Below are 25,972 nucleotides of genomic sequence, written 5' to 3'. Positions count from 1 at the left end.
TCAGCCCTCCGCGGGCTTCCCCTCGAGCTCCTCGCGCCAACCTGCCTCCTTCTGCAGGTACTCGTTGTCGGCGAAATCAGCGAAGTCGCTCTCGTCGGTCACGCGCCGCACCTCGAGCTTCTGCCCGGGGCCGAGTGGGCACCGTCGCGCCCAGTCGGTGGCGGCATCGAGGTCGTCGACCCGGATCGTCCAGTAGCCGTTGAAGAGCGACTCGACCGGACCGTAGGCGCCCGGGGTGACCGAGGGCTCCGGGGTCGAGAAGTCGACGACCGCGCCCTCCGCCGGGTCGCTGAGGCCGTCGCCGCCGACCATGACGCCCGCATCCATCATCGCCTCGTTGTACCGGCCCATGGCGGTGATCACCGACTCCATGTCCTGGGCTTTGCTGGCAGCGAGACCGGCCTCGCTGGCACGCATGATGAGCATGTAGGTGGGCATGGCGGCTCCTTCGACCAGATGTCCCCGCCGTCAGTCGGCGGGCAGGCTCACCGTAGCGAGGATCCGTCGGCGCGCGCCAGGCGGTGCCTGCTCGCGCTGCAGCAGCGGCGCGATCGCCTCGCGCATCCCCGCCAGGGCCGTGCGCCACTCGTCGTCGGTCGCGTGGACGGCGATCTGCCGGAACCCGACGAGATCGGCCGCGAGCGTCGTGCGGGGGCCATCGAGGTAGCCGTCGAAAGCGCCGGCGAGGCTCGCCAGATAGGCGAGGAATCCGCCGCGGAGCGCCTCGGCATCGAGCTCGGGATCGTCGGCATCGACGCTCGTGCGCTCCTCGCGCAGCCGCAGGGTGCGCTCGACGGTTCCGCGCACTTTCCGCTCTGCGACAACGGTCAGCACCTCGGCGTCCACGAGCGCGCCGACGTGGCGGTAGAGAGTCGCGGGCGCGATCTCGGGCAGGCGCTCGCCCAGGTCGCGCGTGGTGAGCGCGTCGCGGCCGAGCATCGCCTGGATAATCCGAAGCCGCACGGGGTGCAGCAGCAGGTCGGCGGTCGTCATGATCCCACCCTATCAATCTCAGTTGCACAAACATTATCAACTATGATATCAATGAGGAGTTCCCGAGAAGAAAGGCCTGATGTGCCGACCATCACGATCGACGCCCAGAGCGTCACCCTGCGCCTCACCGTCGCCGAGCGCATCTTCGCGCTCCGCGGCGACCTCCGACTGCCCCTCGACGCGATCAGCGCCGTGGATGCCGTACCCGACGGCCTCGCCGCCGTCCAGGGACTCCGTGCCCCCGGACTCGGTGTGCCCGGCGGAGCGAAGATCGGCACCTGGCGCCGTCGTGGCGGAGCCACCATCGCGCTCGTCCGTGGTCGTGGGCCGGCCCTGCGCATCCACACCCGTGCCGGTTCGCTGCGTTCGGTGATCGTCTCGACCGAGCGCGCGCCCGAGCTTGCCGCGCAGCTGGGCGGCCTGGTGGCGGACCCGGCTCGATGACCGCGATCTCGATCCCCGCCGCGGTGCCGCTCGCCGCCGAGATCCTCGAGCCCGTACCCGGCCTGGCCGGGGCGCTCGCTCTCGCAGTCCTCCTCCCCGGCAGCGGCCCGATCGACCGCAACGGAGACGCTCGCCGTCTGCCCCTCGGCATCCAGCGCCAGCTCGCGGAGGGCCTGGCGGCCCGGGGCATCGCGAGCGTCCGCTGGGACAAGCGCGGCGTCGGCGCGACGGGCGGCGACTTCCTGGCGACCGGGTTCCACGACCTCGTGGACGACGCTCTCGCCGTCGTCGACCATGCCGCGACCCTCCTCGCCGGCGCGCACCTGCCAATCGTGGTGATCGGCCATAGCGAGGGCTCCGCGATCGCGGCGCGCATCCTCGCCGAGCGACCCGCGGTGGCCGGGGGAGTGCTCCTGTCGGGCTATGCCCGCTCGGGCCTCGAGGTGCTGCGCTGGCAGGCGCAGGCGCTGCAGGATCAGGTGCCGGGACTCGTGCGGGGCATCCTGCGCCTGATGCGCACCGACCTCGAGGCGCAGACCGAGAAGAACCGGCAGAAGATTCTCGCCACCACCGGCGATGTCGCCCGCATCGGCGGCGCCCGCATCAACGCCCGCTGGCACCGCGAGTTCATGGCCTACGACCCGACCGCCGACCTGCGGTCCGCCCCGCAGCCGGTCCTCGCCCTGGGCGGAGAGTTCGACCTGCAATCCCCGCCGGAGGACACCCTGCTCATCGCGACAGTGCGCGCGGCACCCACCCGGAGCGAGGTGCTCGACGGGCTCAGCCACATCCTGCGGCGTCAGCCGGCGGCATCGTTGAAGGACTACCGCAGCGATCTGCGCCGGCCCATCGACGAGCGCATCGTGCCGCTCATCGCAGACTGGGTCGACGACACACTGTCCGGGCGCGTCGTCTGACACCGCGTACCCTGGGAGGCATGGCAGTCGAGCGCGGCATCCGCAACAACGGCGCGGCCCCGACCCCGCGCGCGGCCGCCCCATCGACGACGGATGCTCGTCCCCAGGTCCGCCCGACGACCGAGGGCTGGCAGCAGAAGCTCGGCCCGGACGGCCGGCCAGTGCTGCAGTTCGCCGAGCCGAAGCGCGGCAAGCCGCCCGTGCACCTCGCCGATCTCACGCCCGAGCAGCGCACCGCCCGTGTCATCGAGCTCGGCCTGCCCGGCTTCCGCGCGAAGCAGCTGAGCACCCACTACTTCACCCACTGCACGACCGACCCGGCGCGCATGACCGACCTGCCGGCCGCCCAGCGCGACGAGCTCGTCGCCGGCCTGCTGCCGCCGCTGCTGACCGAGGTGCGGCGCCTGCGCACCGACAACGGCGACACCATCAAATTCCTCTGGAAACTGCACGACGGAGCCCTGGTCGAGAGCGTGCTCATGCGCTACCCCGGCCGCATCACCTTGTGCGTCTCCAGCCAGGCCGGGTGCGGCATGAACTGCCCGTTCTGCGCCACCGGCCAGGCCGGGCTGACGCGCAACATGTCGACTGCCGAGATCGTCGACCAGGTCGTGCAGGCCAACGCGGCGATCGCCGCAGGCGAGCTCGGTGGCAAGAAGCGCGGCGAGACCACGCCCGAGCGGGTCAGCAACATCGTGTTCATGGGAATGGGCGAGCCGCTCGCCAACTACAACCGCGTGATGGATGCGGTGCGCACGATGGTCGCCCCCCAGCCCGACGGCCTCGGCATGAGCGCCCGGCACATCACCGTCTCGACGGTCGGGCTCGTTCCCGCCATCGAGAAGCTCGCCGCCGAGAAGGTGCCGGTCACCTTCGCGCTGAGCCTGCACGCGCCCGACGACGAGCTGCGCGACGAGCTGATCCCGGTCAACTCGCGATGGAAGGTCGACGAGGCCCTCGACGCCGCGCGCGCCTACTTCGATGCCACCGGCCGCCGGGTGTCGATCGAGTACGCGCTCATCAAGGACATGAACGACCACGCCTGGCGCGCCGACCTGCTCGCGCAGAAGCTGCTCGCCCGGGGGCGGGGCTGGGTGCACGTGAACCCGATCCCGCTGAATCCGACGCCCGGGTCGATCTGGACGAGCTCGGAGCCCGCGGTCATGCGCGAGTTCGTCCGGCGGCTGGAGGCCGCCGGCATCCCCACGACCCTGCGCGACACGCGGGGCAAGGAGATCGACGGTGCCTGCGGACAGCTCGCCGCCGCAGACGGCGCCTGACCCGCTCGATTCGGAAAGAACCGCCGAACTTTCGCGCCGTGACCGGCCGTGCGGCCCCGATCGCGGGACGCCCGCTCGCTACCCTCGTGAGCGAAACCGCCCCCGACCCGCGCGGCCGTCGACCACAAGTCGATCGTGCGCGCAGGAGAACGAACCATGACCGACGCCGTCATTGCCCAGCGCGAGGCCTGGAAGGCCCGCGAGACCCTCGCCGAGCAGCTGATCCCGCTGATCGGCCGTCTCTACCGCGACCACGGGGTGGTGACCTCGATCCACGGCCGCCGGCTCATCAACCAGTCGCCGATCGGCGTCATCAAGGCGCACCGCTACGCGCACCACGTCACGGGTGCGGTGCTGCCGCTCGAGCGCACGCGCGAGGTGCTGGATGCCCTGCTCACGCTCGACCCGGGCTCCGCATCCCTCGACATCGCGCGCCTGCTCGGCGACTACGACGCGCACGGTGCCGGGCGCTCGCTCGCCGCCTACCTCGGTGAGGTCGTCGGCGCTGCTCCGGCGCCCACCGGCGACCCGCGCGGCACCGACGTGGTGCTGTACGGCTTCGGCCGCATCGGGCGGCTGCTGGCACGCATCCTGATCGCCCACGCCGGCAACGGCGCGGGACTGCACCTGCGCGCGATTGTCGTGCGCAAGGGCGGCGAGAACGACATCGTCAAGCGCGCGAGCCTGCTGCGCCGCGACTCGGTGCACGGGCCCTTCGAGGGCACGATCACCGTCGACGCCGAGGCGAACACGATCCTCGCCAACGGCACGCTGATCCAGGTGATCTACGCCGACGACCCGGCCGCGATCGACTACACCGCCTACGGCATCGACAACGCGATCGTCGTCGACAACACGGGCCGCTGGCGCGACGAGGAGGGGCTCGCGCAGCACCTGCGCTCGACGGGTGTCGCACGGGTGCTGCTGACCGCCCCGGGCAAGGGCGCGCTGCCGAACATCGTGCACGGCATCAACCACGAGACGATCACGGCGGACCAGCGCATCGTCACCGCCGCCTCGTGCACGACCAACGCGATCACCCCGGTGCTGAAGGTGCTGAACGACGAGTACGGCATCGTGCACGGCCACGTCGAGACCGTGCACTCGTTCACGAACGACCAGAACCTGATCGACAACTTCCACAAGGGCGACCGGCGCGGCCGCTCGGCCGCGCTCAACATGGTCATCACCGAGACCGGCGCTGCGAAGGCCGTCGCGAAGGCGCTGCCCGTGCTCGAGGGCAAGCTCACCGGCAACGCGATCCGCGTGCCCACCCCCGACGTGTCGATGGCGATCCTCAACCTGCGTCTCGCCCGACCGACCACGCGCGACGAGGTGAACACCTTCCTGCGCCAGGCCTCGCTGCACTCGAACCTGCGCCAGCAGATCGACTACATCGAGTCGCCCGAGGTGGTCTCGACCGACTTCATCGGCTCGCACCGCGCCGGCATCGTCGACGGACTCGCCACCATCAGCACGGGCGACAACCTCGTCGTGTACGTCTGGTACGACAACGAGTTCGGCTACAGCTCGCAGGTCGTGCGGGTGCTCGAGACGATGGCGGGGACGCACCCGGCGGTCGTTCCTGCCCGCGTGGGGGAGTAGCGCGCCGCGCGCCGAACACCCGCTAGCGCCACCCGCGCCACCCGGCCCCGACGGGGGCGCGGGGGATGCGGCTAGCGGAACGCGGGGATGCCCGTGATCGCGTTGCCGAGGATCAGCGTGTGCACCTCATCGGTGCCCTCGTAGGTGCGCACCGACTCCAGGTTGTTGGCGTGCCGCAGCGGCGAGTGCTCGAGGGTCACGCCGTTGCCGCCGAGCATCGCGCGCGCCTCGCGGGCGATGTCGATCGCCACGCGCGCGTTGTTGAGCTTGCCCACGGAGATCTGGTGCGGCTGCAACTGGCCCGCATCCTTGAGGCGACCGAGCTGCAGGGCGAGCAGGAAGCCCTTGTCGATCTCGAGCGCCATGTCGACGAGCTTCTGCTGGGTCAGCTGGTAGGCGGCGACCGGCTTGCCGAACACCTCGCGCTGCTGCACGTAGGCCAGCGCCGCGCGGTAGCTGTCGAGCGCCGCGCCCATGACGCCCCAGACGATGCCGTAGCGCGCCTGGTTGAGGCAGGTGAACGGTCCGCGCAGACCCTCCGCGCCGGGCAGCTGCGCCGACGCGGGCACGCGCACCTCGTCGAGCACGATGTCGCACTGGATCGACGCACGCATCGACAGCTTCTGGGCGATCGGCGTCGCGGTGAAGCCGGGCGTGCCGGTCGGCACGAGGAAGCCGCGGATGCCCGCATCCGTGTTCGCCCAGATCACGGCGATGTCGGCGATCGACGCGAGTCCGATCCAGCGCTTGCTGCCGGTGATGACCCAGTCGTCACCGTCGCGGCGCGCGAAGGTGCGCATCGAGGCCGGGTCGCTGCCGGCCTCCGGCTCGGTGAGGCCGAAGCATCCGATCGCCTCACCACGCGCCATGCGCGGAAGCCACTCTGTCTTCTGCTCCTCCGAGCCGAAGGTGTGGATGGCGGTCATCGCCAGCGAGCCCTGCACCGAGACGAAGGTGCGCAGGCCCGAGTCGCCGGCCTCCAGCTCGGCGGCCGCGAGGCCGTACTCGACGGCCGATCGTCCGGCGCAGCCGTACCCCTGCAGGTGCATGCCCAGCAGGCCGAGGGCGCCCATCGGTTGGATGATCTCGCGCGGGAAGACGCCCTCGTCGTACCAGCGGGCGATGTTCGGGCGCAGGTCGCTGTCGACGAACGCGCGCACGCGGTCGCGGGTCGCTCGCTCCTCGTCGGTGAGCAGGCTGTCGAAACCGATGAGGTCAAGGGGCGAGTCGGTCATGAGGGTCCTCTCTGGTGCACGCTCATCGTGCCCGTCGCTCGCGCTTTTGTCCACTTGTACAGTTGCCTCATGATTCGACCCCTCGACGGGATGCTCGTCGCCGATCTCAGCCGCGTGCTCGCCGGCCCGACCGCGGCTGTCATGCTCGCCGACCTGGGCGCGCGCGTGGTGAAGGTCGAGCGCCCGGGTGCCGGCGACGACACGCGCGCCTGGGGTCCGCCGTGGGCGGGGTCGTCGAGCGCGTACTTCGAGTCGGCCAACCGCAGCAAGCAGTCGATCGCCCTCGACTTCGGCGACCCCGACGACCTCGCGACGGCCCGCGCGCTCGTCGACCGCGCCGACGTCGTCATCGAGAACTACCGCACCGGCGCCCTCGAGCGCTTCGGACTCGACGCCGTGAGCGTGCGCGCGCGCAACCCACGCGCCGTCTACTGCTCGATCACCGGCTTCGGGTCCACCGGCGAGGGTGCATCGATGCCGGGCTACGACTTCCTCGTGCAAGCGCTCGGCGGCCTCATGAGCATCACCGGCGACGCCGGCGGCGAGCCGCGCAAGGTCGGCGTGGCCATGGTCGACCTGCTCGCCGCCAACCACGCGGTCATGGGAGTGCTCGCCGCGCTGCTGCACCGCGAGCGCGCGGGCGGCGAGGGCCAGCACGTCGAGGTCTCGCTCATGGGCAGCCTGCTCGCCTCGCTCGCCAACCAGGCCTCGTCGTACCTCACGACCGGGCAGTCGCCGCGCGCGCTCGGCAACCGGCACCCCTCGATCGCCCCCTACGAGACGCTGCGCTGCCGCGACGGGATGCTCGCCGTCGCCGTCGGCAATGATGCGCAGTTCGCGGCCCTGTGCCGTGAGCTGGGGTCTCCCGAGCTCGCGAGCGACCCGCGCTTCGCGACCAACCCCGCGCGGGTCGCGCACCGTGACCAGCTCGAAGCCGCTCTCGAGGCGCTGCTGGCCGCGGACGACGCCGCGGCCTGGGCGGCGCGCCTGCTCGCGGTCGGGGTGCCCGCCGGAACCGTCAACGGCATCGGCGAGGCGCTTGCGCTCGCGCGGCGGCTCGGGCTCGCACCGACGGTCGCGGTGGGGGAGGGGCATCCGGAGCAGTTGGCGCACCCCGTGCGCTACTCGGCCTTCGCGCCCGTCGTGCCGACGGCGCCGCCGGCGCTCGATGAGCACGGCGCCGCTCTCCGCGCCTGGCTCGCCGAGGGCTAGAGCGCGTCGGCAGCGGGGTCCGGGGGAGCCGGGGCGGCCTGTTCAGCCCGGGCGAGCACGTCGCGGGCGAGCCGCGTCGCTCCGGCGACGGCGGCCGGCATGACGGCGATCGCGCCGCCGGGCACCAGGAAGACCAGCTGGGTGGCGATGCCGAACCCCAGCTCCCGGGAGCGCGAGCCGCGCAGGAGCCGCCCGCGCCCCGTGAGGTCGATGCCCCGCGCCTGGAACGGTCGCGTGGTGAGCTCGCGCGCGATGAGGTGACCGGCGAGCATCGGGCCGACGATCGCCGCGGCGACGGACCCGACGACGGGGATCAGGCCGATGACCCACGTCGTGAGCGCGTAGCCGAGCGCGCGCAGCACGAGCAGCACGCCGTCGCCGACCGAACGCCAGAAGCGCAGCGGGGAGGGAGTGAAGCCGCCGAGGTCCTCCTCGGCCGCGCGCCAGATCCGCTCGTAGAAGGGGTCGCCGATCAGCAACGTGAGGGTCGTGAAGGTGTAGATCGTGGCGGTGATCGCGCCAGCGACGAGCAGCAGCGCCAGCAGGGTGCGGAGGATGCCCCGGTCGCGCTCGGCCCATCCGTCGGCGAAGGGCGTGATCGCCTGGGCCAGCGCCTCGACGTTGAGCCCCAGGGTGATCAGCACGACGGCGATGAGGGTGGCCGCGATGAGGGCTGGCACCATGCCGAGGGCCATCGCCCCGGGCCGTGTGCGCCACAGCGCGAAACCCCTCGGCACCAGCGCGGCGCCGGCCAGCAGCTCGCGGACCACGTGTCGCAGGCGCCTCATGCGAGCCACTGTAGACGGCGCGGCGAAGACCTGTACACGGTGGCGAAGAGACTGCCGGGAATCTCCATGACGGCGATGCGGCCGGATGCTCGCTGACCCTAGGCTGGGCCCAGGTGCGCACCGCCGCCGCCCTGGGGCCGCGCCCCGCACCATCCGTCCATTCGATGAGGAGCCTCATGAGCAAGTACGCAGTGATCAACCCCGCCACCGGCGAGACGCTGCGGTCGTACTCGACCGCGACCGACGCCGAGGTCGCCAGCGCGATCGAGGGCGCCTACAACGCCTACCGCGGCTGGTCGCGCTCGACCACGGTCGAGGAGCGCGCCGCTCTCATCACGAAGGTCGCCGAGCTGCACCGCGAGCGCCGCCAGCACCTCGCCGAGATCATCGTTCGCGAGATGGGCAAGCCGATCGAGGCCGCCCTCGGCGAGGTCGACTTCTCGGCCGACATCTACCAGTACTACGCCGACAACGGTCCGGCCCTGCTGAAGGACGAGCCGATCGCGCTCGCGGAGGGCAGCGAGGGCTCGGCGTTCATCCGCAAGAGCCCGATGGGCGTTCTGCTCGGCATCATGCCCTGGAACTTCCCGTACTACCAGGTCGCCCGCTTCGCTGGCCCGAACCTGATCCTCGGCAACACGATCCTGCTCAAGCACGCCGCGCAGTGCCCCGAGTCGGCCGAGGCGATCCACCAGATCTTCGCCGACGCCGGGTTCCCGGTCGGCGCCTACACGAACCTGTTCGCCACGACCGACCAGGTCTCGACGATCATCGCTGACCCGCGGGTCATGGGCGTGTCGCTCACCGGCTCGGAGCGTGCCGGTGCGGCCGTCGCCGAGCAGGCCGGTCGCCACCTGAAGAAGGTCGTGCTCGAGCTCGGCGGAAGCGACCCCTTCATCGTGCTCAGCACCGACGACCTCGACGCGACCGTGCAGATGGCCGTCGATGCCCGCCTCGACAACAGCGGCCAGTCGTGCAACGGCGCCAAGCGCTTCATCGTCATCGACTCGCTGTACGACGCCTTCCTGGAGAAGTTCGCCGCGTCGATGTCGGCGGCCGCGCCGAGCGACCCGATGGTCGAGGGCGCCGTCTACGGCCCGCTCTCGTCGGCCAGCGCGGCCGAGGGCCTCGAGGACCAGGTCAAGCGCGCCGTCGCCGGCGGTGCCGAGATCGTCACCGGAGGCACCCGCGAGGGCACCTTCTTCTCGGCCACCGTGCTGGCCAACGTGAAGCCCGGCAACTCGGCCTACTACGAGGAGTTCTTCGGCCCCGTCGCGCAGGTGTTCAAGGTGCACAACGAGGACGAGGCCGTCGAGCTCGCCAACGACACCCCGTTCGGCCTCGGTTCGTACCTCTTCACAACCGACGAGGAGCAGGCCGCGCGCGTCGCCGACAAGATCGAGGCCGGCATGGTCTACATCAACTGCGTGCTCGCAGACAGCCCCGAGCTGCCCTTCGGCGGCATCAAGCGCTCCGGCTCGGGCCGCGAGCTCGGCACGCTGGGCATCGACGAGTTCGTCAACAAGAAGATGATCCGCATCGCCTAGTCCCATGCCCACCACGGTTCTGCTGCGCAACGCTCCCGAGCACGCCATCGCGGCGTTCGCACCGAAGCCGACAACGCTCACTCCCGGCCAGTCCGAGGGCGTCACCGACGTCTGGGCTGCGCCGGGGGTGAGCCCCGGGCCCGTCGAGGCGGGCATCTGGGAGGCCACCGCGGGGTCGTTCACCGCCACCCGCGACGGCTATCACGAGATCTGCTATCTGGTCAGCGGCCGGGTCACCCTGGTCGAGGACGGCGAGGATCCTCTCGAGCTGCAGGCCGGCGACCTCTTCGTCACCCCCGCCGGCTGGCGCGGCGTGTGGCATGTCCACGAGCCGCTGCGCAAGGTGTTCGTCATCATCCCCACGGCCTGAGCCGCGGGCCCGAGTCGCACGACGCAGCGGCCGGGCCGTTCCCGCTCAGATCGCTCGCCCCGGGCTGAGGATGCCCCGCGGGTCGAAGGCCTCCTTGATGCGCCGCTGCAGTGCCACCTGCTCGTCCCCGAGCTCGGCGGCCAGCCAGCGGCGCTTGAGCGTGCCGACGCCGTGCTCGCCGGTCAGCGTGCCGCCGAGCGCGAGCGCGGCCTCGAACACCTCGCCCGCGGCCTGCCACACCACGTCGGGCACCTCATCACCGGCGTAGACCAGGTTCGGGTGCAGGTTGCCGTCGCCCGCGTGGGCGACCGTCGGGATCGGCATGGAGTACCGTTCGCCGATCGCGCGGATCGCGGCGAACATCTCCGCCAGCCGCGAGCGCGGCACGGCGACGTCCTCGATGAGCACGGGCCCGAGCGCCTCCATGGCCGGATGCATCGCCCGGCGCACGGCGAGCAGCCGCTCGCCCTCCTCCGGGTCGGTGGTCATCGCCGCGTCGCCGCCGTGCGCGGCGATGATCGCGAGGGCGTCCGCGGCCTCCTGCTCGGCGGCCGCTCCGTCGGTCTGCACGAGCAGGTGGGCGCTGCCGGGGGCGCGGTCGGGCATCCCGAGATGCCGCAGGATCGCTGCGAGCGCGACCGGATCGATGATCTCCATGACGGCGGGGCGGATGCGGGCCGCCGTGATCGCCGCCGCCGCGGCCGCGGCCTCCTCCACGCTGGGGAACGTCACCCCGATGGTCGCCACGACGCCGGCGGGAACGGGCGTCAGTGCGAGGGTGGCGCCGACGATGATGCCGAGCGTCCCTTCCGAGCCGATGAGCAGCGCGGTCAGGTCGAGGCCCGTCACTCCCTTGACGGTGCGGTGCCCGGTGCTCAGCAGCGTGCCGTCGGCGAGCACCACGTCGAGCGCGCGCACCGCCTCGCGGGTGACGCCGTACTTCGCGCACAGCAGGCCGCCCGCGTTGGTGGCGATGTTGCCGCCGACGGTCGAGATCTCCCGGCTGGCCGGGTCGGGCGCCCAGCGAAGGCCGCGCGGGGCGAGCTCGCGGTTGAGGGCGCCGTTGAGAACGCCCGGTTCGACGACGGCAAGCTGGTCGGCCTCGTCGATCGACAGGATGCGCGTCATCGCCGCTGTCGAGATCACGAGCTCGCCGGCTCCGGCCATCGCGCCGCCCGACAGCCCGGTGCCTGCGCCGCGCGGCACGACCGGCACGCGGAGCTCGTGCGCGATGCGGAGCGCGGCCTGCACGTGCTCGACGGTGCGCGCCGCGACGAGCGCGAGCGGGGGAGCGGCGGTGCGCTGGCCGGACTTGTCCGAGCGCAGCGCCTCGAGCGCCGCCGGGTCGGTGACGACGGCATCGCCGAGCGCTGCCCGCAGCAGGGCGACGACGTCGGTCATGCGCCGAGGAGCGCCTCGAGGAAGAGGCGGCGGTACGGCTCGGGGTCGGCGTCGAGCACGACGGTCGCCGGCGGCACCGCGCGCGCTGCGCTGATGTCGGCACCCTCCATCGTGCGGAGGTCGACGACGGTCTGGCCGCGCGTCGCGCCGGGGGCGAGGGCCACCTCGACCGGGGCGACGCGCGTCACGAGCGGCGACGAGTCGATCGCGGCGCACACCGCACCCGCATCGCCGATCGCGACCCGGTCGTCGGCGACCCGTTCCTCGGTGGCATCGATGCCGATCAGGTGGGTCAGCAGTGCGCCTGCGAGCCGCGGAGCGGGGTCGTGGGCGGCGCTCAGCGCCTCGACGTCGGCGTGCGTCACGCTTACCCGGTAGAACGGCTCGAGGCCGTACATCAGCACGTCGAGCCCCTCGCCGAGCACGATCGCCGCGGCCTCCGGGTCGTGCCAGACGTTGAACTCGGCCGCCGCGGTGGCATTGCCGGTGCCGACCGCGCCGCCCATCATGACGACGCGGGCGATGCGGTCGCGCACCTCCGGGTGGGTGCGGAGCAGCAGGGCGATGTTCGTGAGCGGCGCCAGGCTGATGAGCGTGATCGGCTCCGCGCTCGCGGTCAGCGTGCGACGCAGCAGCTCGACGGCGTGCACCGCTTCGGGCGTGCGGGCGGACGCCGCCAGACCCAGGTCGGCCAGGCCGTCGGCGCCGTGGATGGCGGCCGCGTGCTGGGGCGCCTCGAGCAGGGGGCGGTGCGCCCCGGCGGCGACCGGGATCGGGGCGGCGCCGGCCGCATCCAGAACCTTCAGCGTGTTCTGCACGACCTGGGCGAGCGGGGCGTTGCCGCCTGTGCAGGTGACGGCCCGCAGGTCGAGCGCGGGATGCCGCGCCGCCAGCAGCAGGGCGAGAGCATCGTCGACGCCCGTGTCGACATCGAGAATCACGGGCTGGGGGGTGGTCGTCATGGACGTTCGACTCCGGGGTTGCGGGTGCGGTCGGTGAGCCAGAACAGCCCGCCGATCATGAGCAGGGTGGCGCCGATCAGCAGACCGGTCGTCGGCGAGGTCTCGACAGAGCGGGCGACCGCGCCGGGCGGCACCGGCGGGCCCGCGAGGCCGACGCGCAGAGCGCCGAGCGCGACCCCGAATCCCACCACGACGAAACCGAGGGCGACTCCGACCAGGGTGACGCCTGCGTCGGTGCCGTTCGCGAGGCGGCGCACCCGCGCACGGGTGAACAGGATGCTCGCGCCGACCACCACGACGAACCCGAGCGTGAACGGCTCCAGCAGGGCCGCGACCGGCGGCTGGGCCAGCGCCGTCGTCCGCAGCGCGAGCGACACGGCCACGGCGACGACCGCCGCCAGTATCACCCAGCGAAAGCGCTGATCGATCGACTGCCAGCGCAGCATCGACAGCAGCACTGCGGCGGCGGCGAACCACAGCACGGGCGCGATGTCGACCAGCAACAGCACGAGCTCGCCCGGCCGCGAGATGACCGCGTCACCGATGCCGAGCTGGTAGGCCAGCGCCATCAGCGCCGTGCTGACGAGCGCGCTGAGCAGCAGCACGCGGGCTACCGAGCCCGACCGCGTGGGCATGCCGCCGACCGGCACGACCGGGGGTGGGGCGTCATCGCTCATGTGCTGATGCTAGGTCACCCGCGCCGTGCGGCGGCGGGGCGCCTGGCGGTTCGGCCCGCTCCTGCACCAGACTTCTGCTCATGACCGTTATTGAGAACTCCCGCCTCGCCATCATCGGCGCCGGCGCCGTCGGCTCGTCGCTCGCCTACGCTGCACTCATCCGCGGCTCCGCCCGCGAGGTAGTGCTGTACGACATCGACGCGCCGCGTGCCGAGGCGGAGGTTCTCGACCTCGCCCACGGCACCCCCTTCACCGGGTCGAGCACCATCACCGGCGGCGCCGACCTCGACCTGGTGGCGGGCTCGAACGTCGTCGTCATCACCGCCGGGGCGAAGCAGCACCCGGGGCAGAGCCGCCTCGATCTCGCCGGGGTCAACGTGGGCATCCTGCGCACGCTCATGCCCCAGCTGGTCGAGCGCGCCCCCAACGCGGTCTACGTGCTCGTGACGAACCCGTGCGACGTGCTCGCCGTCGCCGCGCAGCGCTTCAGCGGCCTGCCGAGCGGACGGGTGTTCTCGAGCGGCACGGTGCTCGACAGCTCCCGGTTGCGATGGCGCCTGGCCGAGCGCCTCGGAGTGTCGGCCACGAGCATCCACGCGATGATCGTCGGCGAGCACGGCGACAGCGAGTTCCCGCTCTGGTCGCAGAGTCGAATCGGGCCGATCCCGATCCGCGAGTGGATCGACGACGCGGGGCAGACCCTGAGCGTCGAGGAGCTCGACCGGATCGCCTACGAAGTGAAGACCGCGGCGTACAAGGTCATCGAGGGCAAGGGCGCGACCAACTACGCGATCGGCCTCTCGGGGGCGCGCATCGTCGAGGCAGTGCTGCGCGATGAGGGAGCGGTGTTGCCGGTCAGCTCGGTGCTCGACGACTACCACGGTGTCAGCGGCGTCGCCCTGTCGGTGCCGAGCGTCGTCGACGCGGGCGGTGTCTCCCGGGTGATCGACGTGCCGTTCTCGGCCGAGGAGGAGCGCGCATTGCACGCCTCGGCGGAGACGATCCGCGCCTCGCTCGCCGCGCTCGACCTGGCGTAGCCCCGGCCCCGGTTCCGCGCCGCGGATGCCCGCCGCGCGCCCGGCTCAGTCGAGCTCGTCCGGCACCCCGTCGCGGCCGCGCAGCCGCTCGATGAGCCGCCGATCGCGCTTGGTCGGCCTCCCGGCCCCGCGCTCGCGCAGCACCGCGGCCGGGCGCTCCTCCCTCGGCGGGGGAGGCGGCGTCAGGTCGTCGTAGTTCGCCGCGGCGAGCGGGGCGCTCGTGCGCTTCGTGATGATGCCGGTGACGATGACGAGCCGCTCGCCCCCGGCGGTGAGAGCCCGCACGTGGTCGCCGACCCGCACCACCTGCGCCGGCTTCGCCGAGGCGCCGTTGACCTTCACGTGCCCGGCTTTGCACGCGGCGGTCGCCGCAGACCGGGTCGGGTAGAGCCGGATCGCCCATGTCCAGGCATCGACCCGCGCGCTCGTCATGGCTCCAGGGTACGAGGCGCGCGACGGGGCTACCGTGGAGCCATGTCCATCGCCCTCATCACCGGCGCAACCGCCGGCATCGGAGCCGAGTTCGCCCGCCAGCTCGCCGCGCGCGGCGACGACCTCGTGATCGTCGCGCGCGACGCCGAGCGGCTCGCGCGCACCGCCGCCGAGCTCCAGCACGCGCACGGCGTGCACGTCGAGGCGCTGTCGGCCGACCTGCTGACCGAGGAGGGGGTCGCCGCCGTCGAGCACCGCCTCGCCGACGAGCACCGCCCGGTCGACCTGCTCATCAACAACGCCGGCTACGGCATCCGGGGCGACGTGCTCACGACGACCCTCGAGGACGAGCTCCACCACCTCGACATCCACGTGACGGTGCCGCTGCGGCTGGCCCACACGGCCCTGCGCGGCATGGTCGCGCGCGGTCGCGGCCGCGTCGTCATGATCTCGAGCGTCGCCGCGTACACCCCGCTCGGCACCTACTCGGCCGCCAAGGCCTGGGGCGTCTCCTTCGCCCGCGGTGCGAGCCTCGTCACCCGCTCGCGCGGGGTGACGGTCACGGCGGTGTGCCCCGGCTTCACCCGCACCGAGTTCCATGACCGGATGCGGGTCTCCACCCGCGGCATCCCCGGGTTCCTCTGGCTCGACGCGCCCCGGCTCGTGCGGCTCGCGCTGCGCGGCATCGACCGCGGCCGCGCCGTCGTCGTGCCCACCCTGCGCTACCGCCTGGTCGTGGGGCTCAGCGGCCTCGTGCCGGATCGCCTGCTCGGGCGGTTCTCGTTCGCCTCGGCATCCCGCCCCGACCAGGCCTGATCGTCAGGCGCTGAATCCTCAGGCGCTGACGGTCTCGCGCAGCGTCGACTTCCACTGCACGAGGCCGCGCACAACCGCGCTCGGGTCGTCGGCGAGACGCTCCATGGCCTCCGCGGGCACGAAGTAGTTGACCGCGACGAAGCCGCGCACCCGCTCGTCGACATCGTCGGCGAGGCGGGCGAGGATGTCGCAGGGCACGTTCTCGTTCTTCGCGATGCAGGCGCGCACACCCGGATCGGGGTCGCGCGACAGCTTCTCGTAGACCTCCACCGGGGCGTGGTATGACAGCGCCGCGCTCTCGCGGATCTTCGGGTTCGGGTCCTCCGCCAGGCGGCGGATGCGCTCGATCTTCGAGCTCGTCACCGCGGGGGAGAGGAACTGGGCGACGGCCTCCGACGAGCCGATCATGCTGGGCGCGCTCTCGGCAAGCTGGCGGCGCTGCGCGGGAGTGTTGAACCGGATGCAGGACATGCGCAGGATGCTAATCAGGCCGCGGGCGCGTCCGCCGCTGCGGCGCGGGGCTCACGGGGAATCCACGGGAACAGCATCGAGGTGCGCCGCTGGTAGTCGGCGTACTCGGGGTACTTGCTGAGAGTGATCGACTCGGTGAACACGGTCGAGCCGATGAACAGCGCGGTCAGCAGCACGGGCCCGACGATCGTCCAGTGCAGGGCGGCGCCGAGGGCGGCCGCGCCCATCGCGTAGAGCACCCACCACTGGGCCTGCTCGAAGAAGAAGTTGGGGTGCCGGCTGTACTTCCACAGCCCGGTCGCCAGGAACCGCTGCTCGGGCGTGCCGCCCGCCGCGATCGTCGCGGCCTTGGCGCGGTGGAAGTCCCACTGCTGCTGGTCGGCCACGAACTCGCCGACGAGGAAGGAGAGGAACACGGCGGCGAGCGCGAGATCGAGCGGACCGACCGGCGTCGCCTGGTTCTGGTAGGCCACGAGCGCCGGCAGGGCGATGAGCAGCAGCAGGGCGTTCTGGAACAGCACGATGAACAGCACGTTGAACACCTGGAACTGCGCGGGGCTCATCCGGGCGCGGAGGATCGGCCAGCGGTAGTCCTCGACCCCGCGGTAGCCGCCCTTGCGCGCGAAGTTGAAGGTGAGCCGCGCGCCCCACAGCAGCACCAGCACGGTCATGATCAGCAGCCGGGGGTCGGTGAACCCGGTCGCGGCCCAGAAGGCGGCCACGTACACGATCGGCACGATCGACCAGATGCGGTCGACCCACGAATGGTCGCCGGTGACGAGCGAGGCGATCCAGGTGAAGAGGCTGACCCCAGCGGCGATGCCGACCACGATGACGACGATGTCCATAGCGACGTAGCGTACGCCGGATGCCCACTGGCGGTCGTGCTCCGCCTCACTAGACTGGGCGCGTGTCGGAGCCCGAGAGAGCCTCAGTCCCTCCGGGGCCCCCCGTGAGCGATCGCATCCTCACGGTGCCGAACGCGCTCAGCGCCCTGCGCATCCTCCTTGTGCCGGTCTTCCTGGTGCTCGTGCTCATCGGCGAGGACGTCGCGGCGCTCATCGTGATCGTGGTGTCGAGCGTCAGCGACTTCCTCGATGGCATCATCGCCCGCCGGTTCGGGCAGATCACGCGGCTCGGCCAGCTGCTCGACCCGGCCGCTGATCGCCTGTTCATCTTCGCCGCCGTGATCGCGCTCGCCGTGCGCGAGGTCGTGCCGTGGTGGATCGTAGCCGTCATCGTCGGCCGCGACGTGCTGCTCGCTGGGCTCGGCATCGTGCTCGCGCGGCACGGCTACGGCCCGCTGCCGGTGCACCACCTGGGCAAGGTCGCCACCTTCGCCCTGTTCTACGCGCTCCCACTCCTCGTGCTCGGCCAGGCCTTCCCGATGCTGCAGCCCTACAGCGATCCCCTCGGCTGGGCGTTCACGCTGTGGGGGGCCTTTCTGTACTGGTGGGCGGGCATCCTGTACGTCCGTCAGACGCGGGCCGTGACCGCGCGAGCGAGGGAGGAGGCCCCGGCGGCATCGGATACGCTGGGCGTCCAGAGGAGGTCGATGGATGACTGACAGCACGCCCGGCACGAGCGACGGCGCCTACCGCCCGCACGAGACGACGGCCCACTTCGGGCCGGAGTTCGCGGCGCAGCTGGCCGCCCTCGAGGCCGGTGTGAGCCCCGAGGAGCAGGAGGTCATCGCCGCCCTGCCGTCCGGTTCCGCGCTGCTGATCGTCCGTCGCGGCCCGAACGCCGGTGCCCGCTTCCTGCTCGACGCCGACGTGACCGTCGCGGGCCGTCATCCGGAGGCCGACATCTTCCTCGACGACGTGACTGTCTCGCGCAAGCACGCCGCCTTCCTGCGGCAGGGGCGGCAGTTCTCCGTCCGCGACCTCGGGTCGCTCAACGGCACGTTCATGGCGGGTGATCGGATCGAGGACACCGTCGTGCTCACCGACGGGTGCGAGGTGCAGGTCGGCAAGTACCACCTCACCTTCTACGCCTCCCGCATCGACCTCGCGCCGGGCGCCTGATGGCGGCGCGGTCATCGGCCGCGGCGGCGCGACCGGTCCCGGCCGTCGGGCTCCTCAGCATCGGGCAGGTGCTGGCCAAGCTGAGTCCGGAGTTCCCCGAGCTGACGCCCTCGAAGCTGCGGTTCCTCGAGGAGCAGCAGCTGGTCTCCCCGACGCGCACGGAGGCGGGCTACCGCAAGTTCTCGGCGGGCGATGTCGAGCGGCTCCGCATCATCCTCACGCTGCAGCGCGAGCACTCGCTGCGGCTCAAGGTCATCAAGCACTACCTCGATGAGCTCGAGGCGGGGCGCACCCCGGCGCTGCTCGCCGATGCCCCGCTCGCCGCCTCCATGCTTGCCACCGACCGCCGCTACACCCGTGCCGAGCTGGTCCGCGAGGCGGGTGCGACCCCGGCCCTGCTGACCGACGCGATCAGCGCCTCGCTCATCGCCGCGGGCGAGACCTTCGGCGACGACGCCCTGCAGGTGCTGCGGGCCCTCGTGGAGCTGCAGCGATCCGGCATCGAGCCGCGCCACCTGCGCGGATTCCGGGCGGCCGCCGAGCGTGAGCTCGGCCTCATCGAGAGCGCCCTGATCCCGGTGGCGCGCCGCAACGATCCGTCGAGCCGTGCGAAGGCCGCCGAGCTCGCGCGCGAGATCGCGGGACAGCTCGAGATCGTGCGGTCGAGCCTGATCCGTTCGGCACTCGGCAGGCTACAGTCGTAGTCGGGCCCGACACGCCGACGTGTTCGAGCGGATGTCTCCTGTCGACGCGGGACGGCTCGCTACTCTGAACGGCGTGGCACCAACTGTCACGTTAACGATGAAGGTTAGGTAGGGGTCATGACCGACGCTGAGCAGCGCGACGAGCGCTACGACCTCGGGCTCCTCTTCACCGACGGTCTGCCCGAGCTCGACGACCAGGCGGGCTACCGCGGGGCCGTCGCCGCACGCGCCGCCGGTATCTCCTACCGCCAGCTCGACTACTGGGCGCGCACCGAGCTCGTCGAGCCCACCGTCCGCGGGGCGGCCGGTTCCGGCACCCAGCGCCTCTACGGCTTCCGCGACATCCTCGTGCTCAAGCTCGTCAAGCGCCTGCTCGACACCGGCATCTCTCTCCAGCAGATCCGCACCGCCGTGAACCAGCTGCGCGAAGCCGGGGTCAACGACCTCGCCCAGACCACGCTCATGAGCGACGGCGCCAGCGTGTACCTGTGCACCAGTGACGATGAGGTCATCGACCTCGTCAGCCGTGGTCAGGGCGTCTTCGGCATCGCCGTCGGCAAGGTCCTCCGCGAGGTGGAGAGCTCGCTCGTCGAGCTCGACTCGACGCCGGCTGCCGACCCGGCTGACGAGCTCGCAGCGCGCCGCGCCTCGCGCGCCTCGTAGCCGGTCGCTACGCGCCCTTCTCGACGCAGGCCTACTGGCCCGCGCTGCGCCTGATGGTACGCAGGCCTACTGGCCCGCGCTGCGCCTGATGGTACGCAGGCCTACTGGCCCGCGCTGCGCCTGATCGTACGCAGGCCTACTGGCCCGCGTACTCGCCCATGCGGGCGGCGCGCATGACGCGCTCGAGCAGCTGATCGAAGTTGCGCGCCATCTCCTGCGCGCTGTCGCCGGGCCACACGTGCAGCGGCTTTGCCGCGCCCTGCGCCTGCTGCAGCGAGGTGCGCTCGGGCAGCTGGGGCGAGAGCACGAGCGGGCCGAACATGTCGCGCAGCTCCTTGATGCGGAACTGGTGCTCGAGCGACTGCACGCGGGCCCGGTTCACGATGATGCCGAGGGGCTGGAGGCGGGGGGAGAGGCCGCGGCGGATCTCCTCGATCGCCCGCAGAGCCCGGTCGGCGGCGGCGACGGAGAAGAGTCCCGGCTCGGTGACGACCACGACGCGGTCACTCGCCGCCCAGGCCGTACGGGTGAGGGCGTTGAGCGAGGGAGCGCAGTCGACGAGGACGAGGTCGTAGTCGGCCTCGACGTGAGCGAGCGCCTCCTCGAGTTTCCAGATCTCGCGGATGCTCGGGTGCGGGCCGTCGAAATTGATGGCGCTCGGGCTCCCGATCAGCACGTCCACCGTGCCCGGTCGCCCGCGGGTCCAGCCGCTCGAGGTGATCGCCTGACGCACCGTGCGCTCTTTCGGACCGGCGAGAACGTCGGCGATCGTGAGGTGCCCGGCGACCTGCACGTCCATCCCCGTCGAGGCATCCGACTGGGGGTCGAGGTCGACCACGAGGGTCCGAAGACCGCGCGAGAACGCGGCCGACGCCAGACCCAGCGTGACCGTCGTCTTGCCCACGCCCCCCTTGAGAGAGCTGATGCTCAGTACGTGCACGAGTACCGACCTTACCTTCACTAGGGTGGAGAAGCGCGCACGCGCACCGACCTCGGCCCGCCACCACCGGAGCCCTGTCGACCCCCACCCGGGCCGATTTCCGAGAGGACACGATGTTTCGGAAGATCCTTGTCGCCAACCGCGGAGAGATTGCGATCCGCGCCTTCCGCGCCGCCTACGAGCTGGGCGCGAAGACCGTCGCGGTGTTCCCCCATGAGGACCGCAACTCGATGCATCGGCTGAAGGCCGACGAGGCCTATCAGATCGGCGAGCCCGGGCATCCGGTGCGCGCGTACCTCGATGTCGACGAGATCATCCGCGTCGCGAAGCTCTCGGGCGCCGACGCGATCTACCCCGGCTACGGCTTCCTGAGCGAGAACCCCGACCTCGCCCAGGCCGCCGCCGACGCGGGCATCGCGTTCATCGGCCCGCCGCGCGCGGTGCTCGAGATGGCGGGCAACAAGGTCACCGCGAAAGAGCGCGCGATCGCGGCGGGGGTTCCCGTGCTGGCCTCGAGCCCGGCGACCACCGACATCGAGGTGCTCCTCGCCGCCGCCGACGAGATCGGCTTCCCTGTCTTCGCGAAGGCCGTGGCGGGCGGTGGCGGTCGCGGCATGCGCCGGGTCGAGCGACGGGAGGACCTCCGCGCCGCGCTCGAGGCTGCGATGCGCGAGGCCGACAGCGCGTTCGGCGACCCCACGATGTTCGTCGAGCAGGCCGTCGTGCGCCCGCGCCACATCGAGGTGCAGATCCTCGCCGACGCCACGGGCGAGACCGTGCACCTGTTCGAGCGCGACTGCTCCGTGCAGCGCCGCCACCAGAAGGTGGTCGAGATCGCGCCCGCGCCGAACCTCGACGACAGCATCCGCCAGGCGATGTACCGGGATGCGGTGGCCTTCGCCCGCTCGATCGGCTACGTCAACGCGGGCACTGTCGAGTTCCTTCTCGACACCGCGGGGGAGCGGGCCGGCAAGCACGTGTTCATCGAGATGAACCCGCGCATCCAGGTCGAGCACACCGTGACCGAGGAGGTCACCGACGTCGACCTCGTGCAGTCGCAGATGCGCATCGCCTACGGGCAGACGCTCGCCGAACTGGGCCTGCGGCAGGAGCAGCTGCACCTGCGCGGTGCCGCCCTGCAGTGCCGTATCACGACCGAGGACCCGGCCGCGGGATTCCGCCCCGACACCGGCAAGATCACGACCTACCGCTCGCCGGGCGGCGCCGGGGTGCGCCTCGACGGTGGCACCGTCGCCGCGGGTGCCCAGGTGAGCCCGCACTTCGACTCGATGCTCGCCAAGATGACGTGCCGCGGCCGAGACTTCCCGGCCGCCGTCGCACGAGCCCGTCGCGGGCTCGCCGAGTTCCGCATCCGCGGCGTCACCACCAACATCGCCTTCCTGCAGGCGGTGCTCGACGACCCGGCGTTCCAGGCCGGCGACCTCAGCACCTCCTTCATCGACGAGCGCCCGGAGCTGGTGCGCACCAACCCGTCGAAGGACCGCGGCACGAAGCTGCTCAGCTGGCTGGCCGACGTGACCGTCAACCAGCCGAACGGTGCCGGGGAGGGCGTCATCGACCCTGCTCTCAAGCTGCCCGCGGTCGATCTTGCGGCGCCTGCGCCGGAAGGCTCGCGGCAGCGCCTGCAGCAGCTCGGCCCGGCCGGATTCGCGGCGGCGCTGCGCGCACAGACCGCACTCGCCGTCACCGACACGACGTTCCGGGATGCCCACCAGTCGCTGCTCGCCACCCGGGTGCGCACGGCCGACCTCGTGCGGGTGATGCCGCACGTCGCCCGCCTGACGCCGGGGCTGCTCAGTGTCGAGGCCTGGGGCGGCGCCACCTACGACGTCGCCCTCCGCTTCCTCGGGGAGGACCCGTGGCAGCGTCTCGCCGCCATGCGAGAGGCCCTGCCCAACGTGGCGATCCAGATGCTGCTGCGCGGGCGCAACACCGTCGGCTACACGCCCTACCCGACCGAGGTCACCGACGCCTTCGTGGCCGAGGCGTCGGCGACGGGCGTGGACATCTTCCGCATCTTCGACGCTCTCAACGACGTCGACCAGATGCGCCCCGCGATCGACGCCGTTCTCGCCACCGGTACCGGCGTCGCCGAGGTCGGCATGTGCTACACCGGAGACCTGCTCGACCCGGCGGAGACCCTGTACACGCTCGACTACTACCTGCGTCTGGCCGAGCAGATGGCGGAGGCGGGCGCGCACATCCTGGCGGTCAAAGATATGGCCGGCCTGCTGCGCGCCGGCGCGGCCGAGAAGCTCGTCGCCGCGCTGCGGGAGCGCTTCGATCTGCCGGTGCACGTGCACACGCACGACACGGCGGGGGGTCAGCTCGCCACCCTGCTGGCTGCCGCGCGCGCCGGTGCCGACGCCGTCGATGCGGCGAGTGCGCCGATGGCCGGCACCACGTCGCAGCCCTCGCTCTCGGCGCTCGTCGCCGCGCTCGAGCACACCGAGCGCGACACCGGGCTGGGCCTTGCGAACGTCGCCGACCTCGAGCCGTACTGGGAGGCCGTGCGTCGCGCCTACGCACCCTTCGAGTCGGGCCTGCCCGGCCCGACCGGTCGTGTCTACACCCATGAGATCCCCGGGGGCCAGCTGTCGAACCTGCGCCAGCAGGCCATCGCGCTCGGGCTCGGCGACCGGTTCGAGCTCATCGAGGACTGGTATGCGGCCGCGAACCGGATCCTGGGTCGTCCGACCAAGGTCACACCCTCCTCGAAGGTCGTCGGCGACCTCGCGCTGCAGATGGCGGCCGCCGGCGCCGACCCCGTTGATTTCGAGGCCAACCCGCAGAACTACGACATCCCTGACTCGGTGATCGGCTTCATGGCCGGTGAGCTGGGCGACCTCCCCGGCGGCTGGCCCGAGCCCTTCCGCTCGAAGGTGCTCGAGGGGCGCACGCCGAAGATCGGCATCACGCCGCTCACTGACGACCAGCGTGCGAAGCTCGCCGGCTCGACGGACGATCGCCGCCTCATGCTCAACCAGCTGCTCTTCCCGCAACCGACGCAGCAGTTCCTCCAGACGCGCGAGCAGTACGGCGATGTCTCCGTTCTCGCCACGCCCGACTACCTGTACGGGCTGCAGCCGGGTGTCGAGCACGTCATCGAGATCGAGCAGGGCGTGAGCCTGCTGGTCGCTCTCGAGGCGATCGGCGAGCCCGACGAGCGGGGTATGCGCAGCGTGATGGCCACGCTGAACGGCCAATTGCGGCCGGTGACGGTGCGCGATCGCGCCATCGCGGTCGACGTCGCCAGCGCCGAGAAGGCCGACCCCGGTCAGCCCGGGCATGTCGCCGCGCCGTTCATGGGCGTCGTGACCCTGCAGGTCGCCGAGGGCGACCGGGTCGCGGTCGGGCAGCCGGTCGCCACGATCGAGGCCATGAAGATGGAGGCCGCGATCACGGCACCGGTCGCGGGCGTCGTGCAGCGGCGTGCGATCCCCGCCACTCAGCAGTGCGAGGCGGGCGACCTGCTCATCGTCATCGCCGCCACCTGAGAGCAGGCCGGGGCCGGAGGACCGGTGTCGGTGCGGACGGTAGACTGAGAAGTCGTCCAGTGCCGAGAAGGGTGCCCCGGTGGTCCAGAAGCGCGTGAAGCCGAGCAGCGAGCCGGCGGCTGTCGTCGACGGCGTCGAGCCGACCTCCGACGAGGGCCTCGCCTCCGCGCTCCCCGCGTCGCTGACGATCGAGGTCGAGCTTCCGGCGCCGGTGCACGAGCAGCCGGAGGACGAGCAGGCCGTTGCGCTCGTCGAGGCCGGGGTCGACCCGGCGGTCGTCGTTGCCCCCGTCGTCACCGGCGAGCCCGGCACGACGGTGATCGAGCTCGACCACGACGACCTGCACGCGGTGGCCGTGACGCCCGAGATCGAACCCGAGGCCGTCGTCGAGGTGCCACCGCTGCCCGTCGCCGAGGGCGTCTACAGTCGTCGCGACATGCTCGACGGCGTCCACCACGGCCCGGAGTCGGCCGCGATGCTGACGGCTGATCGGCTCATCGAGCCGCGTCGCCGGTCGCGCCCTGCCCCGGAGGGTGCCTGGCCCGCGCTGGTCTACGGCGCGACGTTCCATCTGGTGAACCTCGGCGATTCGCGGCGGGTGCGCGAGCGGAAGCAGATCGACGCCCGCATCGCGACGGCGTTCGAGGGCGGCGCTCGCTTCGTGCCTGTCCTCACCCGCAAGGGCGGCGTCGGCAAGACCACGATCACGACGCTGCTGGGCATGGCTCTCGCCTCGGTCCGCGACGACCGGGTCATCGCGATCGACGCCAACCCCGACCGCGGCACGCTCTCCGAGCGGGTCGCCCGTCAGACCCGGGCCACGGTGCGTGACGTCGTGAACCGCGCGGCGAGCATCCAGGGCTTCACCGACTTCTCGACCCTCGTGTCGCGCGACGAGACGCGCCTCGACATCCTCGCCTCGGACACCGACCCGATGCTCTCCGAGGCCTTCGACGAGAACGACTACAACGTGGTCGCCGATCTCGCAGCGCGGTACTACTCGATCGTGCTGACCGACTGCGGTACGGGCATCGTGCACTCGGTGATGCGGGCGACCCTCCAGCGCGCCGACTCCCTGGTGATCGTCTCCGGAGGCAGCGTCGACGAGGCGCGCCTCGCAAGCGAGACCCTCACTTGGCTCGAGGCCAACGGTTATGGTGACCTCGTGCGCGACGCCGTCGTCGCCATCAACACGGCCACCCAGGGCACCAACCTGGTGAAGCTCGAGGAGATCGAGGCGCACTTCGCCTCGCGCGTGCGCGAGATCGTCCGCATCCCGTACGACGAGCAGCTCGCTGCCGGGTCGGTCATCTCGTGGAAGGACCTGCGGCCGCTCACTCGGCAGGCCGCCCGCGAGCTCGCCGCGCTCGTCGCGGAGGGCATGCCCGTGCGCCGCGGGGTCTGACGCCCGCATGACCGTCCGTCCCATCCGCCTCTTCGGCGACCCCGTTCTCCGCAGCCCCGCCGACCCGGTGGAATCCATCGACGACTCCGCTCGGCGCCTCGTCGACGACCTCCTCGACACCGTCCGCGTGCCCGGCCGTGCCGGCGTCGCCGCCCCACAGATCGGCGTCGGCCTGCGCGCTTTCAGCTACAACGTCGACGGGATCGTCGGGTACATCCTGAATCCCCAGCTGGTCGAGGTGCGGGGCGAGGCCGAGCCGGTCGAGGAGGGCTGCCTCAGCGTGCCCGGCTTCGGGTTCCCGCGCCGTCGCTACCCGTGGGCCCGTGTCGTCGGCATCGATCTCGACGGTCGCACCGTCGAGCTGAGCGGCGACGGCCTCATGGCTCAGGCCCTGCAGCACGAGTGCGACCACCTCGAGGGGCGCCTCTACATCGAGGGCCTCGATCCCGAGATCAAGCGCGAGGCGATGCGCGCCGTGCGCCAGGCCGACTGGTTCGCCCGGCCCTGACCGCAACAGCCCCGCACACG

At 71.7% G+C, this 25,972-nt stretch carries 27 protein-coding genes; 16 read left to right on the top strand and 11 right to left on the bottom strand.

Annotated features, from left to right (window positions below; all coding sequences use genetic code 11):
• The gene (locus BJ959_RS01945) at positions 1-438 is read right to left on the bottom strand and encodes a YciI family protein (protein ID WP_207948960.1); all 438 of its coding nucleotides are present in this window, start codon (positions 436-438) and stop codon (positions 1-3) included.
• Between the two features lie 30 nt (positions 439-468).
• A complete protein-coding gene (locus BJ959_RS01940; protein ID WP_153980962.1) occupies positions 469-993 on the bottom strand; it encodes a helix-turn-helix domain-containing protein in 525 nt (174 codons plus the stop codon).
• 81 nt (positions 994-1,074) lie between these two features.
• Between BJ959_RS01940 and BJ959_RS01935 the strand changes: the two genes are divergently transcribed.
• The 4 genes from BJ959_RS01935 (at position 1,075) to BJ959_RS01920 (ending at position 5,239) form a co-directional block, all read left to right on the top strand.
• Positions 1,075-1,437, top strand: coding sequence for a hypothetical protein (locus BJ959_RS01935; RefSeq protein ID WP_153980963.1), 363 nt, complete (start codon positions 1,075-1,077; stop codon positions 1,435-1,437).
• Positions 1,434-2,354, top strand: coding sequence for an alpha/beta hydrolase (locus tag BJ959_RS01930; protein WP_153980964.1), 921 nt, complete (start codon positions 1,434-1,436; stop codon positions 2,352-2,354). Before BJ959_RS01935 ends, BJ959_RS01930 begins: the two co-directional genes overlap by 4 nt.
• A 20-nt stretch (positions 2,355-2,374) precedes the next feature.
• A complete protein-coding gene (gene rlmN, locus BJ959_RS01925) occupies positions 2,375-3,634 on the top strand; it encodes a dual-specificity RNA methyltransferase RlmN (protein WP_153980965.1) in 1,260 nt (419 codons plus the stop codon).
• A 156-nt stretch (positions 3,635-3,790) separates the two neighbouring features.
• The gene (locus BJ959_RS01920) at positions 3,791-5,239 is read left to right on the top strand and encodes a glyceraldehyde-3-phosphate dehydrogenase (RefSeq protein ID WP_153980966.1); all 1,449 of its coding nucleotides are present in this window, start codon (positions 3,791-3,793) and stop codon (positions 5,237-5,239) included.
• 71 nt (positions 5,240-5,310) lie between these two features.
• Here BJ959_RS01920 and BJ959_RS01915 read toward each other — a convergent pair whose 3' ends face one another.
• Positions 5,311-6,474 carry an acyl-CoA dehydrogenase family protein gene (locus BJ959_RS01915; protein WP_153980967.1) on the bottom strand — a complete coding sequence of 388 codons (1,164 nt, stop codon included), beginning with the start codon at positions 6,472-6,474 and terminating at the stop codon, positions 5,311-5,313.
• Positions 6,475-6,543: 69 nt separating this feature from the next.
• Here BJ959_RS01915 and BJ959_RS01910 point away from each other — a divergent pair, with 69 nt between their 5' ends.
• A complete protein-coding gene (locus BJ959_RS01910) occupies positions 6,544-7,686 on the top strand; it encodes a CaiB/BaiF CoA transferase family protein (protein ID WP_153980968.1) in 1,143 nt (380 codons plus the stop codon).
• On the opposite strand, the gene BJ959_RS01905 is transcribed toward BJ959_RS01910, so the two are convergent.
• On the bottom strand, positions 7,683-8,474 hold the full coding sequence (locus BJ959_RS01905; protein WP_165878966.1) for an EI24 domain-containing protein: 792 nt from the start codon (positions 8,472-8,474) through the stop codon (positions 7,683-7,685). The two genes, BJ959_RS01910 and BJ959_RS01905, sit on opposite strands and share 4 nt — an antisense overlap.
• A gap of 176 nt (positions 8,475-8,650) precedes the next feature.
• On the opposite strand from BJ959_RS01905, the gene BJ959_RS01900 reads away from it, so the two are divergent.
• On the top strand, positions 8,651-10,021 hold the full coding sequence (locus BJ959_RS01900) for an NAD-dependent succinate-semialdehyde dehydrogenase (protein WP_153980970.1): 1,371 nt from the start codon (positions 8,651-8,653) through the stop codon (positions 10,019-10,021).
• A gap of 4 nt (positions 10,022-10,025) precedes the next feature.
• Entirely contained in the window at positions 10,026-10,391 is a 366-nt protein-coding gene (locus tag BJ959_RS01895; RefSeq protein WP_153980971.1) for a cupin domain-containing protein, read from the top strand.
• Positions 10,392-10,436: 45 nt separating this feature from the next.
• On the opposite strand, the gene BJ959_RS01890 is transcribed toward BJ959_RS01895, so the two are convergent.
• Genes BJ959_RS01890 through BJ959_RS01880 form a run of 3 tightly spaced genes read right to left on the bottom strand, consistent with a single transcriptional unit; the run spans position 10,437 to position 13,431 of the window.
• On the bottom strand, positions 10,437-11,792 hold the full coding sequence (locus tag BJ959_RS01890) for an FAD-binding oxidoreductase (RefSeq protein WP_153980972.1): 1,356 nt from the start codon (positions 11,790-11,792) through the stop codon (positions 10,437-10,439).
• Positions 11,789-12,754: a nucleoside hydrolase gene (locus BJ959_RS01885; protein ID WP_153980973.1), complete on the bottom strand. Its 966-nt coding sequence runs from the start codon at positions 12,752-12,754 to the stop codon at positions 11,789-11,791. The genes BJ959_RS01890 and BJ959_RS01885 overlap by 4 nt, the downstream gene beginning before the upstream one ends.
• Entirely contained in the window at positions 12,751-13,431 is a 681-nt protein-coding gene (locus tag BJ959_RS01880) for a hypothetical protein (RefSeq protein WP_153980974.1), read from the bottom strand. The genes BJ959_RS01885 and BJ959_RS01880 overlap by 4 nt, the downstream gene beginning before the upstream one ends.
• 80 nt (positions 13,432-13,511) lie before the next feature.
• Here BJ959_RS01880 and BJ959_RS01875 point away from each other — a divergent pair, with 80 nt between their 5' ends.
• Positions 13,512-14,468, top strand: a complete 957-nt coding sequence (locus BJ959_RS01875; RefSeq protein WP_153980975.1) for an L-lactate dehydrogenase — start codon at positions 13,512-13,514, stop codon at positions 14,466-14,468.
• Between the two features lie 45 nt (positions 14,469-14,513).
• On the opposite strand, the gene BJ959_RS01870 is transcribed toward BJ959_RS01875, so the two are convergent.
• The gene (locus tag BJ959_RS01870) at positions 14,514-14,900 is read right to left on the bottom strand and encodes an RNA-binding S4 domain-containing protein (protein WP_153980976.1); all 387 of its coding nucleotides are present in this window, start codon (positions 14,898-14,900) and stop codon (positions 14,514-14,516) included.
• A 42-nt stretch (positions 14,901-14,942) separates the two neighbouring features.
• Here BJ959_RS01870 and BJ959_RS01865 point away from each other — a divergent pair, with 42 nt between their 5' ends.
• On the top strand, positions 14,943-15,716 hold the full coding sequence (locus BJ959_RS01865) for an SDR family NAD(P)-dependent oxidoreductase (RefSeq protein ID WP_153980977.1): 774 nt from the start codon (positions 14,943-14,945) through the stop codon (positions 15,714-15,716).
• Positions 15,717-15,734: 18 nt separating this feature from the next.
• Here the strand turns inward: BJ959_RS01865 and BJ959_RS01860 are convergent, their stop codons facing one another.
• Positions 15,735-16,187 carry a hypothetical protein gene (locus BJ959_RS01860; protein ID WP_153980978.1) on the bottom strand — a complete coding sequence of 151 codons (453 nt, stop codon included), beginning with the start codon at positions 16,185-16,187 and terminating at the stop codon, positions 15,735-15,737.
• A gap of 14 nt (positions 16,188-16,201) precedes the next feature.
• Positions 16,202-17,035 carry a DUF1295 domain-containing protein gene (locus BJ959_RS01855; protein ID WP_153980979.1) on the bottom strand — a complete coding sequence of 278 codons (834 nt, stop codon included), beginning with the start codon at positions 17,033-17,035 and terminating at the stop codon, positions 16,202-16,204.
• Positions 17,036-17,139: 104 nt separating this feature from the next.
• Between BJ959_RS01855 and BJ959_RS01850 the strand changes: the two genes are divergently transcribed.
• The 4 genes from BJ959_RS01850 (at position 17,140) to BJ959_RS01835 (ending at position 19,581) form a co-directional block, all read left to right on the top strand.
• Positions 17,140-17,754 (top strand): CDP-alcohol phosphatidyltransferase family protein, encoded by a 615-nt coding sequence (locus BJ959_RS01850; protein WP_341799824.1) that lies wholly within the window; start codon positions 17,140-17,142, stop codon positions 17,752-17,754.
• Positions 17,747-18,214, top strand: a complete 468-nt coding sequence (locus BJ959_RS01845; protein WP_153980980.1) for an FHA domain-containing protein — start codon at positions 17,747-17,749, stop codon at positions 18,212-18,214. The genes BJ959_RS01850 and BJ959_RS01845 overlap by 8 nt, the downstream gene beginning before the upstream one ends.
• Positions 18,214-18,918 (top strand): transcriptional regulator FtsR, encoded by a 705-nt coding sequence (ftsR, locus tag BJ959_RS01840; protein ID WP_153980981.1) that lies wholly within the window; start codon positions 18,214-18,216, stop codon positions 18,916-18,918. Before BJ959_RS01845 ends, ftsR begins: the two co-directional genes overlap by 1 nt.
• 117 nt (positions 18,919-19,035) lie before the next feature.
• Complete coding sequence (locus BJ959_RS01835; protein ID WP_153980982.1) at positions 19,036-19,581, top strand: MerR family transcriptional regulator; 546 nt, start codon at positions 19,036-19,038, stop codon at positions 19,579-19,581.
• A 136-nt stretch (positions 19,582-19,717) separates the two neighbouring features.
• Here BJ959_RS01835 and BJ959_RS01830 read toward each other — a convergent pair whose 3' ends face one another.
• Complete coding sequence (locus BJ959_RS01830; RefSeq protein ID WP_153980983.1) at positions 19,718-20,521, bottom strand: AAA family ATPase; 804 nt, start codon at positions 20,519-20,521, stop codon at positions 19,718-19,720.
• 113 nt (positions 20,522-20,634) lie between these two features.
• Between BJ959_RS01830 and BJ959_RS01825 the strand changes: the two genes are divergently transcribed.
• From BJ959_RS01825 to def, 3 genes are all read left to right on the top strand, one after another.
• The gene (locus BJ959_RS01825; protein WP_153980984.1) at positions 20,635-24,039 is read left to right on the top strand and encodes a pyruvate carboxylase; all 3,405 of its coding nucleotides are present in this window, start codon (positions 20,635-20,637) and stop codon (positions 24,037-24,039) included.
• Between the two features lie 79 nt (positions 24,040-24,118).
• Entirely contained in the window at positions 24,119-25,444 is a 1,326-nt protein-coding gene (locus tag BJ959_RS01820) for a nucleotide-binding protein (protein ID WP_153980985.1), read from the top strand.
• Positions 25,445-25,451: 7 nt separating this feature from the next.
• A complete protein-coding gene (gene def / locus BJ959_RS01815) occupies positions 25,452-25,952 on the top strand; it encodes a peptide deformylase (protein WP_153980986.1) in 501 nt (166 codons plus the stop codon).
• The last annotated feature ends 20 nt before the right edge of the window (positions 25,953-25,972 follow it).

The organism is Microcella frigidaquae (assembly GCF_014200395.1).
GTDB classification, from domain to species: Bacteria; Actinomycetota; Actinomycetes; order Actinomycetales; family Microbacteriaceae; genus Microcella; species Microcella frigidaquae.
This window is presented reverse-complemented; position numbering and strand designations above follow the sequence as displayed.

What these genes read in the sequence shown, in the direction of transcription:
- BJ959_RS01945 (WP_207948960.1), bottom strand. Translation starts at nt 438, where the DNA reads ATGCCCACCTACATGCTCATCATGCGTGCCAGCGAGGCCGGTCTCGCT.
- BJ959_RS01940 (WP_153980962.1), bottom strand. Translation starts at nt 993, where the DNA reads ATGACGACCGCCGACCTGCTGCTGCACCCCGTGCGGCTTCGGATTATC.
- BJ959_RS01930 (WP_153980964.1), top strand. Translation starts at nt 1,434, where the DNA reads ATGACCGCGATCTCGATCCCCGCCGCGGTGCCGCTCGCCGCCGAGATC.
- rlmN (WP_153980965.1), top strand. Translation starts at nt 2,375, where the DNA reads ATGGCAGTCGAGCGCGGCATCCGCAACAACGGCGCGGCCCCGACCCCG.
- BJ959_RS01920 (WP_153980966.1), top strand. Translation starts at nt 3,791, where the DNA reads ATGACCGACGCCGTCATTGCCCAGCGCGAGGCCTGGAAGGCCCGCGAG.
- BJ959_RS01915 (WP_153980967.1), bottom strand. Translation starts at nt 6,474, where the DNA reads ATGACCGACTCGCCCCTTGACCTCATCGGTTTCGACAGCCTGCTCACC.
- BJ959_RS01910 (WP_153980968.1), top strand. Translation starts at nt 6,544, where the DNA reads ATGATTCGACCCCTCGACGGGATGCTCGTCGCCGATCTCAGCCGCGTG.
- BJ959_RS01905 (WP_165878966.1), bottom strand. Translation starts at nt 8,474, where the DNA reads ATGAGGCGCCTGCGACACGTGGTCCGCGAGCTGCTGGCCGGCGCCGCG.
- BJ959_RS01900 (WP_153980970.1), top strand. Translation starts at nt 8,651, where the DNA reads ATGAGCAAGTACGCAGTGATCAACCCCGCCACCGGCGAGACGCTGCGG.
- BJ959_RS01895 (WP_153980971.1), top strand. Translation starts at nt 10,026, where the DNA reads ATGCCCACCACGGTTCTGCTGCGCAACGCTCCCGAGCACGCCATCGCG.
- BJ959_RS01890 (WP_153980972.1), bottom strand. Translation starts at nt 11,792, where the DNA reads ATGACCGACGTCGTCGCCCTGCTGCGGGCAGCGCTCGGCGATGCCGTC.
- BJ959_RS01885 (WP_153980973.1), bottom strand. Translation starts at nt 12,754, where the DNA reads ATGACGACCACCCCCCAGCCCGTGATTCTCGATGTCGACACGGGCGTC.
- BJ959_RS01880 (WP_153980974.1), bottom strand. Translation starts at nt 13,431, where the DNA reads ATGAGCGATGACGCCCCACCCCCGGTCGTGCCGGTCGGCGGCATGCCC.
- BJ959_RS01875 (WP_153980975.1), top strand. Translation starts at nt 13,512, where the DNA reads ATGACCGTTATTGAGAACTCCCGCCTCGCCATCATCGGCGCCGGCGCC.
- BJ959_RS01870 (WP_153980976.1), bottom strand. Translation starts at nt 14,900, where the DNA reads ATGACGAGCGCGCGGGTCGATGCCTGGACATGGGCGATCCGGCTCTAC.
- BJ959_RS01865 (WP_153980977.1), top strand. Translation starts at nt 14,943, where the DNA reads ATGTCCATCGCCCTCATCACCGGCGCAACCGCCGGCATCGGAGCCGAG.
- BJ959_RS01860 (WP_153980978.1), bottom strand. Translation starts at nt 16,187, where the DNA reads ATGTCCTGCATCCGGTTCAACACTCCCGCGCAGCGCCGCCAGCTTGCC.
- BJ959_RS01855 (WP_153980979.1), bottom strand. Translation starts at nt 17,035, where the DNA reads ATGGACATCGTCGTCATCGTGGTCGGCATCGCCGCTGGGGTCAGCCTC.
- BJ959_RS01845 (WP_153980980.1), top strand. Translation starts at nt 17,747, where the DNA reads ATGACTGACAGCACGCCCGGCACGAGCGACGGCGCCTACCGCCCGCAC.
- ftsR (WP_153980981.1), top strand. Translation starts at nt 18,214, where the DNA reads ATGGCGGCGCGGTCATCGGCCGCGGCGGCGCGACCGGTCCCGGCCGTC.
- BJ959_RS01835 (WP_153980982.1), top strand. Translation starts at nt 19,036, where the DNA reads ATGACCGACGCTGAGCAGCGCGACGAGCGCTACGACCTCGGGCTCCTC.
- BJ959_RS01825 (WP_153980984.1), top strand. Translation starts at nt 20,635, where the DNA reads ATGTTTCGGAAGATCCTTGTCGCCAACCGCGGAGAGATTGCGATCCGC.
- def (WP_153980986.1), top strand. Translation starts at nt 25,452, where the DNA reads ATGACCGTCCGTCCCATCCGCCTCTTCGGCGACCCCGTTCTCCGCAGC.